14 protein-coding genes are annotated in these 16,725 nt (G+C 68.2%); 1 reads left to right on the plus strand and 13 read right to left on the minus strand.

Annotation, left to right across the window (positions count from 1 at the left end; translation table 11 throughout):
* Positions 1 to 196 precede the first annotated feature (196 nt).
* The 5 genes from ACTMO_RS0116610 to ACTMO_RS0116630 form a co-directional block, all read right to left on the minus strand.
* Positions 197 to 811, minus strand: a complete 615-nt coding sequence (locus ACTMO_RS0116610) for a hypothetical protein (protein ID WP_019855811.1) — start codon at positions 809 to 811, stop codon at positions 197 to 199.
* Positions 812 to 1,019: 208 nt separating this feature from the next.
* Positions 1,020 to 3,605 (minus strand): ATP-dependent Clp protease ATP-binding subunit, encoded by a 2,586-nt coding sequence (locus ACTMO_RS0116615; RefSeq protein ID WP_019855812.1) that lies wholly within the window; start codon positions 3,603 to 3,605, stop codon positions 1,020 to 1,022.
* 259 nt (positions 3,606 to 3,864) lie between these two features.
* Complete coding sequence (locus ACTMO_RS0116620) at positions 3,865 to 4,767, minus strand: ABC transporter ATP-binding protein (protein WP_019855813.1); 903 nt, start codon at positions 4,765 to 4,767, stop codon at positions 3,865 to 3,867.
* Positions 4,764 to 5,870: a FecCD family ABC transporter permease gene (locus tag ACTMO_RS0116625; protein WP_019855814.1), complete on the minus strand. Its 1,107-nt coding sequence runs from the start codon at positions 5,868 to 5,870 to the stop codon at positions 4,764 to 4,766. Before ACTMO_RS0116625 ends, ACTMO_RS0116620 begins: the two co-directional genes overlap by 4 nt.
* On the minus strand, positions 5,867 to 6,985 hold the full coding sequence (locus ACTMO_RS0116630) for a FecCD family ABC transporter permease (RefSeq protein ID WP_019855815.1): 1,119 nt from the start codon (positions 6,983 to 6,985) through the stop codon (positions 5,867 to 5,869). Before ACTMO_RS0116630 ends, ACTMO_RS0116625 begins: the two co-directional genes overlap by 4 nt.
* Before the next feature lie 96 nt (positions 6,986 to 7,081).
* Here ACTMO_RS0116630 and ACTMO_RS0116635 point away from each other — a divergent pair, with 96 nt between their 5' ends.
* Positions 7,082 to 8,074, plus strand: a complete 993-nt coding sequence (locus tag ACTMO_RS0116635) for an ABC transporter substrate-binding protein (protein ID WP_019855816.1) — start codon at positions 7,082 to 7,084, stop codon at positions 8,072 to 8,074.
* A 212-nt stretch (positions 8,075 to 8,286) separates the two neighbouring features.
* Here the strand turns inward: ACTMO_RS0116635 and ACTMO_RS0116640 are convergent, their stop codons facing one another.
* The 8 genes from ACTMO_RS0116640 to ACTMO_RS0116675 all read right to left on the minus strand — a co-directional run bounded on the left by ACTMO_RS0116640 (position 8,287) and on the right by ACTMO_RS0116675 (position 16,536).
* Positions 8,287 to 8,649, minus strand: a complete 363-nt coding sequence (locus ACTMO_RS0116640; RefSeq protein WP_019855817.1) for a histone-like nucleoid-structuring protein Lsr2 — start codon at positions 8,647 to 8,649, stop codon at positions 8,287 to 8,289.
* Positions 8,650 to 8,892: 243 nt separating this feature from the next.
* Entirely contained in the window at positions 8,893 to 10,407 is a 1,515-nt protein-coding gene (gene lysS / locus ACTMO_RS0116645) for a lysine--tRNA ligase (RefSeq protein ID WP_026449330.1), read from the minus strand.
* A gap of 77 nt (positions 10,408 to 10,484) precedes the next feature.
* A complete protein-coding gene (locus ACTMO_RS0116650; protein WP_019855819.1) occupies positions 10,485 to 11,315 on the minus strand; it encodes a type III pantothenate kinase in 831 nt (276 codons plus the stop codon).
* A 99-nt stretch (positions 11,316 to 11,414) separates the two neighbouring features.
* A complete protein-coding gene (panD, locus tag ACTMO_RS0116655; RefSeq protein ID WP_019855820.1) occupies positions 11,415 to 11,828 on the minus strand; it encodes an aspartate 1-decarboxylase in 414 nt (137 codons plus the stop codon).
* A 114-nt stretch (positions 11,829 to 11,942) separates the two neighbouring features.
* Entirely contained in the window at positions 11,943 to 12,869 is a 927-nt protein-coding gene (panC, locus tag ACTMO_RS0116660) for a pantoate--beta-alanine ligase (RefSeq protein WP_019855821.1), read from the minus strand.
* Positions 12,866 to 13,819: a Rossmann-like and DUF2520 domain-containing protein gene (locus ACTMO_RS0116665; RefSeq protein WP_019855822.1), complete on the minus strand. Its 954-nt coding sequence runs from the start codon at positions 13,817 to 13,819 to the stop codon at positions 12,866 to 12,868. Before ACTMO_RS0116665 ends, panC begins: the two co-directional genes overlap by 4 nt.
* Positions 13,820 to 13,989: 170 nt before the next feature.
* Positions 13,990 to 15,213 carry a PrsW family intramembrane metalloprotease gene (locus ACTMO_RS0116670; protein WP_019855823.1) on the minus strand — a complete coding sequence of 408 codons (1,224 nt, stop codon included), beginning with the start codon at positions 15,211 to 15,213 and terminating at the stop codon, positions 13,990 to 13,992.
* 66 nt (positions 15,214 to 15,279) lie between these two features.
* Positions 15,280 to 16,536 carry a DUF6779 domain-containing protein gene (locus tag ACTMO_RS0116675; protein WP_157062924.1) on the minus strand — a complete coding sequence of 419 codons (1,257 nt, stop codon included), beginning with the start codon at positions 16,534 to 16,536 and terminating at the stop codon, positions 15,280 to 15,282.
* Positions 16,537 to 16,725: the final 189 nt, after the last annotated feature.

Genomic DNA, 16,725 nt, shown 5'->3' on the forward strand with positions numbered 1-16,725 from the left:
CTATTCAATTACCACCATGCTCCCAGCCCAACCGGAGCCCGGAACACCACCAAGCGGACTGACCGCCTGACAGACAAACACTCTACACACCCCCGGAGAACCACTCGCACCCACCCCCCGGTCACCGGCAGAACACCAGGACAACTCCGGTTTATTCCGCGAAACAAATTCGGATGTCCGTGGTGGCTCCGCCACCTCAGTCGACACGACGTCGCCGCAGCCACGTGACGGCCCCACCGATCGCGGTCACGAACAACAGGAGGGCACCGAGCAGAGTCGGCCAGCCCCACCGCTGCACCACCGCATCCAACGTACGCCGGGTCAGGCTCGTCTCGTCGGCCAACACGATCACCAACAGCACGGCCGCCGCCACCAGAACTCCCGCCAACAGCACGTACCGCGCCGCTCCGAGGGCACCGACCCGCTCGTGCACCAGCCGGGCCACCTTCACCAACCGGACGACGCGGACGAGCTGAACCGCCGCGACCAGCCGGACCAGCCGCAGCACCTGGGCCGGGCCGAAGGCGAAAACCACCGCCGGGATCGTCAACAGCGAGACGAGCACCATCCACCAGTGGGTACGCAACCAGCGCAGCCGGTTCTCACTCGCCCAGAAGAGCAGCACCGACTCGGTGGTGAGCACCAGCATCGACAACCAGTTCAGCACCGAACCGGCCGTCCCCACGGGCCCGTCCAACCGTGCCAGGAACACGGCGGGGACCGAGACGGCCGCAGCCGTCAGCACCGGAACGTGCAGTGCCCGACCGACCCGGTTCTCCCGCGAGTCCGTCGACGGTTCCCCGTCGGACATCACACCGCACATCCTGACAGAGCATCCTCTGAGCCGAGGTGCACAGCCTTCTCACCGTCGAGAGATCCCCCCCGCTCCCGGACCCGGGGACTCCGAACGGTGAAAGGCCCCGCTCCTTCGGACGAAGGAGCGGGGCCCGGCACGGAACTCAACCGGGGACAGCCACGAACCGGAGACGGACACCGGGCTCATGGCTCACCCGGACGAATCACTCGGAGGAGGTGGGCCCCTCCGACTGGTCGTCCTGATTCGAGGTGGTGCCTCCCGAGGAGTTCCCCGAGGAACCGGCCAGGTCGACCGGCGGGGCGTCCGGGACGGTGGAGGGCTTGCTCTCCCCACGGAAGACGAACTGGGCGTCGTCGTCCGGGCCTTCCTCGTCGTCCCAGCCCTCGACGTCGACGATCACGATCTGACCGGGTTCGACCTCGCCGAACAGGATCTTCTCGGAGAGCTTGTCCTCGATCTCGTGCTGGATGGTGCGCCGCAGCGGCCGCGCACCCAGCACCGGGTCGAAGCCCCTCTTGGCCACCAGCTTCTTGGCCTTGGAGGTCAGCTCGATGGACATGTCCTTGCTCTTCAGCGCGGTTTCCACCCGGCCGATGAGCAGGTCGACCATCCGGATGATCTCTTCCTCGGTCAGCTGGTGGAAGACGATCACGTCGTCGATCCGGTTGAGGAACTCGGGTCGGAAGTGCTTCTTCATCTCCTCGTTGACCTTGGCCTTCATCCGCTCGTAGTTGGAGTCCTGCTGACTCCCCGAGGAGAAACCGAGGCCGACGGCCTTCGAGATGTCCGAAGTACCGAGGTTGGAGGTGAAGATCAGCACCGTGTTCTTGAAGTCGACGACACGACCCTGTCCGTCGGTGAGCCTGCCGTCCTCCAGCACCTGCAACAGCGTGTTGTAGATCTCGTGGTGCGCCTTCTCGATCTCGTCGAACAGCACCACGGAGAACGGCTTGCGCCGGACCTTCTCGGTGAGCTGGCCACCCTCCTCGTAACCGACGTATCCGGGGGGAGCACCGAACAGCCGCGAGGCCGTGTAGCGGTCGTGGTACTCACCCATGTCGATCTGCACCAGCGCGTCGTCGTCACCGAAGAGGAACTCGGCCAGTGACTTGGACAGCTCGGTCTTGCCGACACCGGAGGGGCCGGCGAAGATGAACGAACCGGAGGGCCGCTGCGGATCCTTCAGTCCGGCACGGGTGCGGCGGATCGCCTGGGAGACGGCCCGGACCGCGTCGTCCTGCCCGATGATCCTCTTGTGCAGCTCCTCCTCCATGCGCAGCAGCCTGGAGGTCTCCTCCTCGGTGAGGCGGAACACCGGGATACCGGTCCAGTTCGCCAGCACCTCGGCGATCTGCTCGTCGTCGACCTCGGCGACGACGTCGAGGTCACCGGCCTTCCACTGCGCCTCGCGCTCCTCCTTCTGGGCGATGAGCTGCTTCTCCTCGTCCCGCAGGCGCGCGGCGCGCTCGAAGTCCTGGCCGTCGATCGAGGACTCCTTGTCCCGACGGACCTCGGCGATCTTCTCGTCGTACTCCCGCAGGTCCGGCGGAGCGGTCATCCTCCGGATGCGCATCCGCGCGCCGGCCTCGTCGAGCAGGTCGATCGCCTTGTCCGGCAGGTACCGGTCGTTGATGTAGCGGTCGGCCAGGCTCGCCGCGGCGGACAGCGCGGAGTCGGTGATGGAGACCCGGTGATGGGCCTCGTAGCGGTCCCGCAGCCCCTTGAGGATCTCCACCGCGTGTTCGAGGGAGGGTTCACCGACCTGGATCGGCTGGAAACGGCGTTCGAGCGCCGCGTCCTTCTCCACGTTCTTGCGGTACTCCTCCAGGGTGGTGGCACCGATGGTCTGCAACTCACCACGCGCCAACATCGGCTTGAGGATGCTGGCGGCGTCGATGGCGCCCTCAGCGGCTCCCGCACCGACGAGCGTGTGGATCTCGTCGATGAACAGGATGATGTCGCCCCGCGTCTTGATCTCCTTGAGCACCTTCTTCAGGCGCTCCTCGAAGTCACCGCGGTAGCGCGAACCGGCGACCAGCGAACCCAGGTCGAGCGTGTAGAGCTGCTTCTCCTTCAGCGTCTCGGGCACCTCGCCCTTGACGATCTTCTGGGCCAGCCCCTCGACGACCGCCGTCTTGCCGACACCGGCCTCGCCGATCAGCACGGGGTTGTTCTTGGTGCGCCGGGACAGCACCTGCATGATGCGCTCGATCTCGGTGTCCCTGCCGATCACGGGATCGAGCTTCGACTCGCGGGCGCTCTGGGTGAGGTTACGGCCGAACTGGTCCAGTACCAGCGAGGAGGACGGAGTGCCCTCGCTGCGACCGCCGGCCTCGGCCGGTTCCTTGCCCTGGTAGCCGGACAGCAGCTGCAGGACCTGCTGGCGGACCCGGTTGAGGTCGGCACCGAGCTTGACCAGCACCTGGGCGGCGACGCCCTCCCCCTCACGGATCAGCCCGAGCAGGATGTGCTCGGTGCCGATGTAGTTGTGCCCGAGCTGGAGAGCCTCACGCAGCGACAGCTCCAGAACCTTCTTGGCCCTCGGGGTGAAGGGGATGTGGCCACTGGGGGCCTGCTGGCCCTGGCCGATGATCTCCTCGACCTGCTGGCGTACGCCCTCCAGGGCGATACCCAACGATTCCAGCGCCTTGGCGGCGACACCCTCACCCTCGTGGATCAGACCCAGGAGAATGTGCTCGGTGCCGATGTAGTTGTGGTTGAGCATCCTGGCCTCCTCCTGGGCCAGGACAACCACCCGCCTCGCGCGGTCGGTGAACCTCTCGAACATTCGCACTCCCTGACTGCTGCGCCGGCGGTCTCGTACCGGGCACGGCTCCTGCTCACGCCCATGCCCGCGATGGGTTCAGCACTCTGAGCTCCACTCTAGTAGCCCCAGCCCGTTCAGGGCCGGTCCGGCTCACAGCCCTCTTGTCGACAACGCTTAATTCACTGTGCCTAACAGTCCGCTGAACTGCGACATTCCAGCCGGAAACAAACCGGTGCGCGGTGTCCGCCGAGCGCGAACAACCCCCTGCGTACCCGCCATGTCACTCGTTCGGCCCAGTGTCCTCCTCACTCGGCCCGTCGGATCCCCGGGGGCGGCGCCCACCGAGTGGAACCACCATGGGGGTACCCGTCACTGGATCCGGAATCACACGTGCCCGGAGGTCGAACACCTCGGCGAGCAGGCTCTCGGTGATCACCTCGTGGGGAGGCCCCTCGGCGGCCACGCGTCCGGCGGACATGGCCACCAGCCGGTCCGCGTAACGTGCGGCGAAGTTGAGGTCGTGCAGCACCATGACCACCGTCCGCCCGCTCTCGGCGTGCAGCCGGCCGATCAGTTCCAGCACATCCACCTGGTGGGACAGATCCAGATAGGTGGTCGGCTCGTCCAGCAGCAACAGGTCCGTCCGCTGGGCCAACGCCATGGACAGCCAGGCCCGCTGCCGCTGTCCACCGGAGAGCTCGTCCACGGACCGCTCGGCCAGGTCCCCGATGCCGGTGAGTTCGAGGGCCTCGGCCACCGCCCGCTCGTCGTCGGAGGACCACTGGCGGTACCAGGTCTGGTGCGGATGCCGTCCCCTGGCCACCAGATCGGCCACGCACAGTCCCTCCGGCGCCACCGGGGACTGGGGCAGCATCCCCAGGCTGCGGGCGACCTCCTTGGTCGACATCCGGTGGATCCGCTTGCCGTCGAGCAGCACGCTCCCGCTGCGGGGCTGCAACAGTCGTCCCAACGCACGCAGCAAGGTGGACTTCCCGCAGCCGTTCGGCCCGATCACTCCGGTGATGCCGCCGTCGAGGACGTCCAGGTCAAGTCCGTCCACCACGACCCGCTCACCGTAGGCCAGGGAAACGCCGCGGGCCCGTAACCGCGACGACTCCGCGTCGGGGTCCTGGGCGACCCCGCCTTCCGACACGGCGGTGACTCCGACCTGCGAGGCGGTCATGTCCGCACCTCCCGGTACCGGCGAACGAGCAAATAGATCAGGTAGGGCGCGCCGAGTGCCGCCGTGACCACACCGACCGGCAGCTCCAGCGAGCCGAACATCGTGCGTGCGATCAGATCCGAACCGACCACCAACGTCGCCCCCAGCACCATCGAGATCACCAGGGGCGGACGTGACGTGGCGGCCAGGCGCAGAGCTATCTGGGGAACGGCCAGGGCCACGAAGGCGATGGGCCCCGCCGCCGAGGTCGCCAGGGAGGCGAGCACGGTCGCCCCGAGCAGCATGGCCGCCCGAGCGGCCGTGACCCGAACCCCCAGTTCGCGCATCGTGTCGTCGTCGAACTGCAACGCCCCGAGTACGTGGGCACCGACCAGCGCGAGCGGCACCAGCACGACCAGGGCCAGCGCGACGGGAACGACGTTCTCCCAGCCGCGGGCGTTCAGACTCCCGGTCAGCCACACCATCGCCCTTCCCGCGTCCTGGACCTCGCCGGCGGTCAGCAGCCACAGGGTGGCGTTGACCATCAGGGTGTTCATCCCGATGCCCACCAGTACCAGCCGGAACGAGTCGACACCGTTGCGATAGGCCAGCAGCGCAACGAGCAGTCCGGTGCCCACACCGCCGAACAACGCGACCACGGGAACCCCGAGTGCGGCGACGAAGCCGCTGACACCGCCGAGGGCTCCCCCGGCGACGATCACGGCCGTGGCCGCGGCTCCGGCTCCGGCGGTGATCCCGAGCAGGTCCGGGCTGGCCAGCGGATTGCGCACCACCGCCTGGGTGATGGCACCGGCCAGGCCGAGAGCCGCGCCCACCAACAGGCCGGTCAGGGCTCGCGGCAGGCGCAGTTCGAACACCACGAGGTTCTCCCCCGCGTCCCCGCCACCGAAGAGGGTCCGCAGCACCCCCAGCGGTGTGATCGGATAGTCCCCGAGCGCGAGATCACAGGAGAACACCACCAGCAACGCCAGCATCCCCCCGAACAAGGCCAGCAGGGGGCGCGGACGCAGCACGGTGGAGACCGGACCGATGCGCAGCGGACTTCTCCCCGGAACCGGGGGCGTGGCGGACCGCGCGGGAGGTGTCTGCTCCGTCGCCTTCACAGTCGCATCAGCCTCCTGCGCCGTACGAGCGCGATGAAGAACGGGGCACCGACCATCGCCAGCATCACGCCGACCTGGATCTCCGAGGGCCGGGCGACCACCCGCCCGACCAGGTCGGCCAACAGCACCAGGCACGCCCCGGTCAGCGCCGCGAACGGCAACAGCCACCGGTGGTCCGGCCCCGAGAAGTATCTGGCCACGTGGGGCACCACGAGTCCGACGAAGCTGATCGGGCCGCACAGTGCCACGGCACTGCCGACGAGCACGGCTATGGCCGCGACACCGGTGGTACGTGATCTCGTCACGTTGTGCCCGAGGGCCGCGGCCATGTCGTCACCGAGGGAGAGCGCGTTCAGGCCGGGGGCGCTCGCCAGACCCAACACCAGGCCGAGCAGCACGAAGGGCAGCACCTGCCGGATGACGGTCATGTCGCTGACCGCGATGGAACCGACCTTCCAGAAGCGGTAGGTGTCCATGCTCTGCCGGTCCAGCAGCACCAGCGCCGAGGTGAGCGCCTGGAGCAGCGCGCTGATCGCCGCGCCTGCCAGCGCCAGGGCCGCCGGGGTGGCACCGCCCCGTCCCACCGAGCCGATCGCGAACACCGCGAGCGCGCTGATCAGGGCTCCGCCGAAGCTGAACCAGACGAAACCGAGCATCCCGGATATCCCCAGGGTGAACACGGCCAGTACCACCGCCAGTCCCGCGCCCTGGGTGATCCCGAGGATGCTGGGTCCGGCGATCGGGTTCCTGGTGTAACCCTGCATCAGCGCCCCGGCCAGACCGAGGGCAGAGCCCGCCAGCACTCCCACGAGGGTGCGGGGTAACCGCAGCTCGTAGACGATCAGGTGGTTCTGGGTGTCCGTCGTGGACAACAGGGCCCGCAGCACCGCCTCGGGCGGTATGAGCTTGGCTCCGACGAAGACGCTCAGCACGCAACTGACCAACAGCAGTGCCGCCAGCAGGGCCAGTCCCGTCAGTCTTCTGCGGCGACGGGCGCTCACGCGCTCCAGCGAGGTGGTGTCCTCGGTCCCTTCCGGAACGGACGGAGCGCTCCGGGAGGGGGGCGAGTCGGGATCGGGGTCCCGCGGGTTCCGGTCGACCGAGCTGCGACTCACATCCCACTCCCTTGGCTCTCCGCCCCTGCTTCGCTTAGGTTACCCGCACTTAGGTTAGGCCCGCCTAAGATTAACGCATACGGGGGAGGAAAACCGATGCCCGACATCACACGAAGCAGACGGGACCTACTGCGAACCGCGCTGACCGCGGCGGGAGCCCTGCCCGTCCTCGGACTGAGCGCCTGCGGCGGTGGTTCGACGGAGTCGAGCGGAGCGGACTCGGACGACAGCCGCACCGTCGAGCACGCCATGGGCACGACCACGGTCACGGGCACCCCGAAACGGGTGGTCGCGCTCGACGCGACCTTCACGAGCGCGGTCATGGCCCTGGGCACCGACGTGGTCGGCTACACCACCTTCGGCGGCAGGAAGGGGCTTCCCGCCTACCTGGGCGAGGACCGCAAGGAACACGGCGCGGACGCCCAGCGGGTGGGCAGCCTCAGCGAGCCTTCCCTGGAGCGGATCGTCGGCACGAACCCCGACCTGATCCTCTCCGCGAAGGTCCGCCACGAGAAGCTCTACGACCAGCTCTCCGAAATCGCCCCCACGGTGTTCAGCGCGGACACGGGGGCCAGCTGGAAGGAGAACCTGCTCCTGACCGGTCGTGCCCTGGGCAAGGAACGGCAGGCGCAGCGCGAGCTGAGCGACTACGAGCGACGCGCGAAGGCCGTGGGCGACAAGATCCGCACACGGGTGGGACACAATCCCACCGTGTCGGTGGTGCGTTTCGCCGGGGAACCGACCGTGCGCCTGTACAGTGCCGACTCCTTCCCCGGTCTCGTGCTGGGGGACACCGGACTGGCCCGTCCCGAGGGGCAACCGACCGGAGAAGGCATCGCGGTGAACCTGAGCCAGGAACGGATTCCCGAACTCGACGCGGAGCACATCTTCCTGACCGTCTACCCGGACGAGGCGGGAGAGGCCGCAGAAGCCAGAAAGAAATTCACGTCCAACCCGCTGTGGGACACCCTGCGAGGTCGGGTGCACGAAGTCGACGACATCACCTGGATGACCTCCGTGGGAATCCACGGTGCACACGGCATCCTGGACGACCTCGCCGACGCTTTCGGCACGGACCGCGCACGCTGAAGCGCCAAGGCGCGGAAGGTTCGGACACCTCGCAGGTGTACGGGTGCGCTCCACGAGAGCGTCGTGGCACGACGTCCGCCGGGGCGCACCCGGACCGAACAGACTTCACGACAGGACGGCCGGATGGTGCCGACGGAGCCCGGCACCCGAACGAGTCCGTCCGATCCACGGACGGCCCGAGGAACCGAGCCGTTACCGACTTCCGCGTCGGCTCAGTGCGCCTTGTGGTACTCGGCCACGATGTCGGCCGGGATACGCCCCCGGTCCGAAACCTTCATGCCACGCTTGCGCGCCCATTCCCGAATTGCCTGGTTCTGCTCACGATCCGCGCTGGTGGAGCCTCCCGAGGAAGAGGAAGCCGACCGTGTCGAACCACTCTTCGGCCCCGGCTTCTTACGCCCTCCGGAACGGCGAGCGCTGGCCAGATACCCACTCAGCGCCTCACGCAGCTCAGCCGCATTCTCATTCGAAAGGTCGATCGTGTAAGAGACGCCGTCCAAGGCGAACTCGACCGTTTCGTCGGCTTCTCCACCGTCCAGATCGTCCACCAGCTGGACGGTCACCTTCTGCGCCATCTTCTTTGTTCCTCTCCGGACCAATCCCTCATGTGACGATGTCCTCACTTCCGGAGTACAGCCCGGTTCCTCCGGAACCGGGCCAATACCGAAGTCCTCCCGCGAGCCCGAGTCGGTATCAACCCCGCGAATACATCGTCACCGTTTCATTCTCGTCAGCAAGGTTAGCGCAGTAAAGCCGGAGCCGCACTCACCCCGCCGAAGAAATTTTGAGGGAGCCGGCCCCGGAAGTCCGCGGAACCCTCATTCCGGCCGAACGAGCGGGAACAGTATCGTCTCCCGGATCCCGAGACCCGTCAAAGCCATCAACAGACGGTCGATCCCCATTCCCACACCACCGGTCGGCGGCATTCCGTACTCCAGGGCCCGGAGAAAGTCCTCGTCCACGGGCATGGCCTCCTCGTCTCCCTCGGAGGCCAGCCTCGCCTGTTCCTCCAGACGGCTACGTTCCACCACGGGGTCGACCAGCTCCGAGTAGCCGGTGGCCAGTTCGAAACCGCGGACGTAGAGATCCCATTTCTCCGCCATCCCCGAATGCTGCCGGTGCTGCCGGGTCAGCGGGGCGGTATCCAGCGGGAAGTCCCGGACGAATGTGGGTTCGTAGAGGTGGTTGCCGACCAGGTGTTCCCAGAGTTCCTCGACCAGTTTGCCGTGGCCGTGGGAAGGATCGAGATCGGACAAACCGACGCTTTCGGCGTGTTTACGCAGGGTTTCCACCCCGGTTTCGGGAGTTACCTCGAAACCGAGCGCCTCGGACAGCGAGCCGTACATCGTAATGTGCGACCAGCTGCCGGAAAGGTCGTACTCCGAGCCGTCCGCCCACGTCACCGTCTGAGTTCCGAACAGGCTCTGGGCGGCTTCCTGGATCAGTTCCCGGGTAAGCTCGGCCATCCCGTCGTAATCCGAGTAAGCCTCATAAAACTCGAGCATCGCGAACTCGGGAGAGTGGGAAGAATCACTCCCCTCGTTGCGAAAGTTGCGGTTGATCTCGAAGACTTTCTCGATCCCACCGACGACACACCGCTTGAGGAACAGCTCCGGGGCGATCCTCAGGTACAGATCCGTGTCCAAAGCATTCGAGTACGTCACGAACGGACGAGCCGCGGCTCCCCCCTGCAGGGTCTGCAACATCGGGGTCTCGACCTCGAGATAACCACGCCGGTCGAACGAGTGCCGCAACGAGCGCAACGCCGCGGCCCTGGTCCGCACGGTTTCGGCGGCCTGCCGCCGAACCAGCAGGTCCACGTAACGCTGACGTACCCTGTTCTCCTCGTTGAGTTCCTTGTGCGCCACCGGCAGCGGACGCAGCGCCTTGGCCGCCATACGCCACTCGTCGGCCAACACGGAAAGCTCACCCCGACGGGAGGTGATGACCTCCCCGGCGACGAAAACGTGATCCCCCAGGTCGACGTCGGCCTTCCAGTCGGACAACCGCTGTTCGCCGACCTCGTTACGGCTGATCATGGCCTGCAGCTCGGTACCGTCCCCACCGCGCAACGTGGCGAAACAGAGCTTGCCTGTGTTGCGCAGGAACATCACCCGACCGGCGACACCGACCCGCTCACCGGTCGCGGTGTCCACGGGCAGATCCGGGTGAGCGGCCCGCACCTGGGCCAGCGAGTGCGTGATCGGCAGCGCGACCGGGTAGGGATCCTCGCCCTCCTCCAGGAGGCGCTCCCGTTTCTCCCGACGCACCCGTAGTTGTTCCGGCAGCTCCTCGGCTCCGTCGACACGCCTTGACTGATCCTGGTCATTCACGGTTCCCCAGGGTACGGACCCCGGAGGTGCCCCCACGGCCGGAGGGGTTCGGAAACCGGTGCCGCCACCGGCGGGAATCACTCCATGTTGCGGTCGAAGACCAACCGCAGCCCGAGCAGTGTGAGTTCGGGAACGTGGTGGGAGATCGTCTGCGACTCGCCGATCACCAAGGGGGCCAGTCCTCCCGTGGCCAGCACCGTGGTCGGACCGCCGTGCGTCTCCTCCAGCTCGGCGACGATACTGCGGACCAGACCGTCCACCTGACCTGCGAAGCCGAAGAGCAGACCCGACTGCAGGCACTCCACGGTGTTCTTGCCGATCACCGAACGCGGCCTGACAAGCTCCACCTTGCGCAGCTGGGCGGCACGGGATGCGAGGGCGTCCAACGAGATCTCCACCCCGGGAGCGAAAGCCCCGCCGAGGAACTCCCCCTTGGCCGAGATCGCGTCGATGTTGGTCGAGGTTCCGAAGTCCACCACCACGCAGTTCGTGGAGTACAGATGGTGGGCCGCCAACGTGTTGATCACCCGGTCGGCCCCCACCTCCTTGGGGTTGTCCACCAACAGCGGAACACCGGTACGGATCCCGGGCTCCACCACCACACGCGGGACCTCGCTCCAGTTCCGTCCGAGCATCACGCGCAGTTCCCGCAGCAGCGTCGGCACGGTCGACAACGCGGAGATCCCCGTGATCCTGTCGGCGTAGTCCCCGAGCAGTCCCCGCATCGTGAAGGCCAGCTCGTCGGCCGTCATCCTCGGCTCGGTGCGCATCCGCCAGTCCCGTACCAGGCGGGCCCGCGCCTTCGGCCTGCGTGCCGAACCGGATCCCTGCTCGGAACCGTCGTCAGGGTCGTCCTCGTAGAGTCCCAACACGATGTTGGTGTTGCCGACATCGATCGCGAGCAGCACCGTTGCCTTCCTTCCTTCGACTCGGTCGGCACGACACCGACACGCGGACGCTCCCCGGATCCACGCACGGGGGGACACGCCGAAACACGCCGGGTGCCGTCACCCGGAAACGGCCGAACTGGCCAGCCCCGAACCGGCGGGGGCGTGCCCGGGATCCCCACCGGTTTCGACGACACGGTTGTCGGAGTCCACGAACAACACCCGGGGACGGAAGGAGCGGGCCTCCGACTCGTCCATCATCCCGTAGGCGATCAGGATCACCAGATCCCCCGGATGCACCAGGTGCGCGGCCGCCCCGTTGATCCCCAGCACCCCGGAGTCCCGCTCGCCGGTGATCGCGTAGGTCTCCAGTCTGGCCCCGTTGGTCACGTCCACGATGGTGACCTGCTCACCGTCGAGCAGGTCGGCGGCCTCCATCAACGCCGCGTCTATGGTCACCGAGCCGACGTAGTGCAGATCCGCCTGGGTGACGGTGGCTCGGTGGATCTTGGACTTGAGCATGGTACGAAACATCGGTACTCCCCTCCCGGTTCCGAACACCGGGCCTCGGCCCGGTGCCGGAGACCGACCGGAAACGGCAACGGTCGACTCACCCGTGCGAGGCGAGACGGAGAACACGCCGCGCCCCTAGCCCGTCACCGTGTCGGACTCGTTCAACACCACCAGCGCGTTGTCCAACAGCCTGGTCTGGCCCACCGTCGCCGCGAGCAGCAACCGGGCTTCCCCCCGTTCCGGCGGCGGCCCGAGGTCACGGTCCCGCAGCTGTAGGTAGTCCACCTCCACCAGCGGCTCGGTGTCCAGCACCTCCCGCGCGGCGGCCAGCACCGCCTCCGCCCCGCGCGGGCCCGCGTGCGCCCCGGCGGCCAGGGCGGCGGACAGTGTCAGGGCGGCCGAGCGCTGTCGTTCGGTGAGATAGGCGTTACGTGAGGACAGCGCCAGGCCGTCCGACTCCCGCACGATCGGAATGCCCTGGATCTCGGTGGGGAAGTCCAGCTCGCGAACCATCCGACGCAGCAGTACGAGCTGCTGGTAGTCCTTCTCCCCGAACAGGGCCAGATCCGGCCCCACGATGTTGAACAACTTCGTCACCACGGTGAGCACCCCGTCGAAGTGACCCGGCCTGCTGGCCCCCTCCAGCTCGTCGCCGGCCTGGCCCGCGCTCACCGTGATCCGCGGGTCGGGACCGTAGAGGTCCTGCTGCCCGGGAGCGAAGACGAGCTCGACCCCCTCCCCGGACAACGCCGCCACGTCGGAGTCCAGCCGACGGGGGTAGCTGTCGAAGTCCTCGTCGGGGCCGAACTGCAACGGGTTCACGAACACGGAGACCACCGTCACGCTGTTGGGCACACGACGGGCCGCCCGGACCAGCTCCAGATGCCCCTCGTGCAGCGCCCCCATCGTCGGCACCAGCACGATCCTGCGTCCGGTGGCCCGCAGGGCACGTGTCACCTTGCGGAGTTCCTCGGGCCGCCGGTGCACCGTCAGCTCACGCGGGGTGAACCCCGGCCCCGCACCGACCTCCTCCGAACCGGTCCGGTTCGACGACGTTCTCATCGGCCACCCCCGTCGAGTACCTCGTGAACACCCACCGCGTCGTCCGAGCGAAGCACCCCGGAAGTGACCGCCCGCTGTGCGGTGCGCCTGGCAAGCTGCACGTAACCGGCCACCGTGTCCGGTTCCGCCTCCTCGAGAACCTCCAGATGAGCGCGCACGGTCCCCGCGTCCCCCCGGGAAACCGGCCCGGTCAACGCCCGGTCCCCGTAACGCAGCGCGTTGTCCAGTGCCGCGGAGAGAATGGGGCCCAGCACCCGGTCGGTGTGCTCGATGCCCGCCGAACGCAGCAGCTGAGCACACTCGTTGACGAGAGTGACCAGGTGGTTCGCCCCGTGGGTCAACGCCGCGTGGTAGAGCTGCCTGGCCTCCTCCGGGATCCGGATCGGGTCCGTGCCCATCTCCACCGCCAGTGCGGTGCCGACGTTGAAACCGGCCTCGTCGTCGGGACGTGCGGTCACGGCCATGCACGCCGTACCCAGCCGCTCCAGGTCCTCCCGTTTTCCGGTGAACGTCATGGCCGGATGCAGCGCCACAGGCAGCGCCCCGAGTCGGGCGGCCGGTTCGAGCACACCCACGCCGTGGGCCCCGGAGGTGTGCACCACGATCTGTCCGGAGCGCAGCGCTCCGGCCGCGGCGAGCCCGCGCACCAGGCCCTCCAGGGCGTCGTCGGGAACCGTCAGCAGAACCAGGTCGGCCTGGCGGGCGACCTCGTCGGGAGCGCGCACCGGGACCGTGGGAAGCAGTTCGTCCACGCGTCGCAGAGCCGCGTCCGACACGGCCGCGACCGCGCCCACCTCGTGGTTCACCCCGTGCAGCGCGGCGCCGAGAACACTGCCGACCCTGCCGGCCGAGATCACGCCCACGCGCAACCGCGGACGTGAGGGCCCCACGTCCGAGGGAAGGAACCCGCCCGTGGTCTCCGAACGGGTACCGTGCCGATCAGCGGACACGTCAACCAATCCTCCTACCGTTCCAGTCCCGTACCGGGTACCGGACAGCGCCGCGAGAGTAACGCCGAAACCACCCCCGTGTGCCCCGAGGGTGGCGAGAACCACGCACCACCGGGCACGAACGGGGACGAGAAAGTGCCCGACACCACACCCGGCCGGACTCGTCTGGCTCAACCCCGCGAGGACCGCCGGACGTTCGTCCTGGTGAGCTCGTCCAGCTTGATGTGGGCGGTGCGGATCGCGTCCGGAGATCCGCTCGCCGAACGCCGCGCCTCCTTCAGGTCCGCGATCAGCTTCTCACGGCGTTTCCGGCGCACCGCGCTGGTGGTGTTGCCCTGTTCGGCCCGGTGTTGCAGGAAGGCCAACTCGGTGACGGCTATCTGGTAGTCCCGCACCGCCTTGGCCGCCTCGGGACCGGCGCTGCGCCGCACCTTGCGTTTCCAGCCACGCCGTTCGGACAGGCTGGCCAGCAGTTCCAGCTCGCTGGGCACGATCAGACCCGCCCGTTGCAGGGCGGGCAGCTGCTGGGCCACGATGCGCTGTTCCCTCCGGCGCTGCCAGACGACCAACCAACCGGTCCCCAGGAAGACGGGCACCATGATCACGAAGTAGACGTTCAGGAAACGGTCCCCGCCGAGCGTGGTGGAACCGTTCCAGACGGCGTGCAGCACCACCGCGGTCAGGAAACCGAGGGTGGGCCACACGGCCCTCATCCGCCTGTTGCGTGTCCGGGTGGCCATACCGATCCCGATGCCGACCATGGCGCTGAACAGCGGGTGCGAGAACGGCGCGAGAAGTCCACGCAGCACGAAAACCGCCACCACGCCCCCGCTCAGGTCGCCCAGACCGGTCTGGGCGAAAGCCTTGCCGAAGTAGAAGATGTTCTCGATGAAGGCGAATCCGGCCGCGGTCAGCGCGGCGTAGACGATGCCGTCGACCATGCCGTTGAACTCGGACCGGCGCCTGATCCAGAGTGCGATCACGAACAGCGCCTTCGCCGCCTCCTCCACGACGGGGGCGGTCACCACCAGGGCGAAGTGCTCCTCGAAGGAACCACCGAACAGCACCTCGCCGAAACCGGTCATCGCGTCGTTGAGCAGGAAGGCGCAGGCCGTGGCTCCCCCGGCACCCCACAGGAACGCGCCGAGCAGCATCATCGGGGGCTCGGGCTCCCAGCGGTCGATCCAGACGATCGCGCCGAACACCACTCCCACCGGCAGCAACGCGGCCAGCGCGCCGACGGTGGCGGCCACGTACCCCACGCGGGCCGTCGCGATGCCGAGCATGGTCAGCCCGCACATGCCGAGCAGTATCAGTCCGGCGACCGGCCATCCGACGGCCTGGTGCTTGTGGGACTGGGCCCTCCGGGCGTGCGAGAGATCAGGATGGGACACGCACGAAACGATAAGCCTCCCGGGGCGGCGCCGACACCACGCACCGCACCTTCGAGATCGCCCGTTTCACTCTTCCCGGCGGCGCCTGCGACGTGTCTCACCGGCCTCGCCGTAGGCGGCGAGTAGATCCACCACCGAGGTTCCCTGGGTGTGTGCCCCGGTGGAGCCGACGGAGACGTTCTCCCCGGCGGAGGACTCGGAACCACCATCCCGCCGCGTGGCGGGAGGCTGCTGGTGGGCGGAAGGCGGCGGGGAGGCCGCCGCTGTCTCCGGGGTCCGCCGTCCCCGCGGTGGGGCGGGCGGAGGGACGGTCGGAGGCTGATCTCCCCGTCCTGCGGAGGTGGCCCCGTCAGGAGGATGAGGCGGGTTCGGTCTCGCTCCCTCCGGAGCCGGAGGCTCCGCCCCCTCGTTCTCGGCCCGGGGATGTGGCCCGGAGGGCGGTGTCCGAGTCGGTGTGGGCCTACCGGGGCGGGAAACCGTTCCCCCACCCGTCGCGTTCCCGACCCCGGCCTCCGCCCCCCGCCCGGAGCGGGGAGGTCCCGTCGGGGGAGGTGGAGGAGTTCTCCCACCCTCAGGGGAAGGCCGGGAAGGCGACTCGGGGGACTTTGCCCGCTCGGCGGATCCGGGGACTGTCCCGGAAAGTGCCCCGACGAAGCGAGGCGGACGTTGGGGAGGTAGTCCCTGGGGCTGTCGCACCGGTCGGGGCGGGGTCACCGGGGCCGCCGGTGCCGACTCTGCCCCACCGGAGGGAGCCGGAACCGGGCCGCCGGTGGTCGTCTGACGGGGCGGCGTCCCCGCCGAGGACTCACCCGCGACGGGGGAGGCGGATTCCACGGAAGCCGCCCCCACCGGACGTTCCGCCGCTCCGAGCCGTTCCCCCTCCGGCCGAAAACGTTCGTCACCCCTGGCTGAGGGGGTGCCTCCACGACGTTCGAGCAGTCGACGGAGCTCGTGCACCTCGGAACGCAGCTCGGTGAGCTCGGCGTTGTCCCGTTCCTCCACGCGCCGCCTGATCTCCTGCTCGGTCTCCGCCTCGTGTTCCCGACGCGCCGCTATCTCGCGTTCGAGTTCGCGTTCGTAGTCGATCTGGCGGCGGTTCAGCAGCTCGTCCCGCTCACGGACCCACTCACGCAGCCGTCCCGCCCGCAGCGCCGCCAACAGGGTCGCCCACAGGGCGGCGATCGTGCCCACACGCAGCAACCGGACATCGTCGGCCAGGACCAGCGCGAACGTGGCCGCGCCGGACAGGACACACGCACCGATCCACAACAGGGTGGTTCGAGTACCTCGCGCCGGAGCTTCCGAATCGGTCCGGGCAGTCATGCGGCCAACCGTACCCGGATTTTATCCGTTCGAAATCGGACGGGACGCGGCCATCACGAAACGGCCACGCAACGAAGCGGGCCTCCTGTCCGCCCGCCACCCGGGAGTCCACCTTTTCGCGGGAGGAGCAGGCGGCGGGACAACCGACTGTCCTCCCGGATCCCCGGATCGGTGTCCGTCTTCCGTGCC

Source organism: Actinopolyspora mortivallis DSM 44261, from assembly GCF_000384035.1.
GTDB classification, from domain to species: domain Bacteria; phylum Actinomycetota; class Actinomycetes; order Mycobacteriales; family Pseudonocardiaceae; genus Actinopolyspora; species Actinopolyspora mortivallis.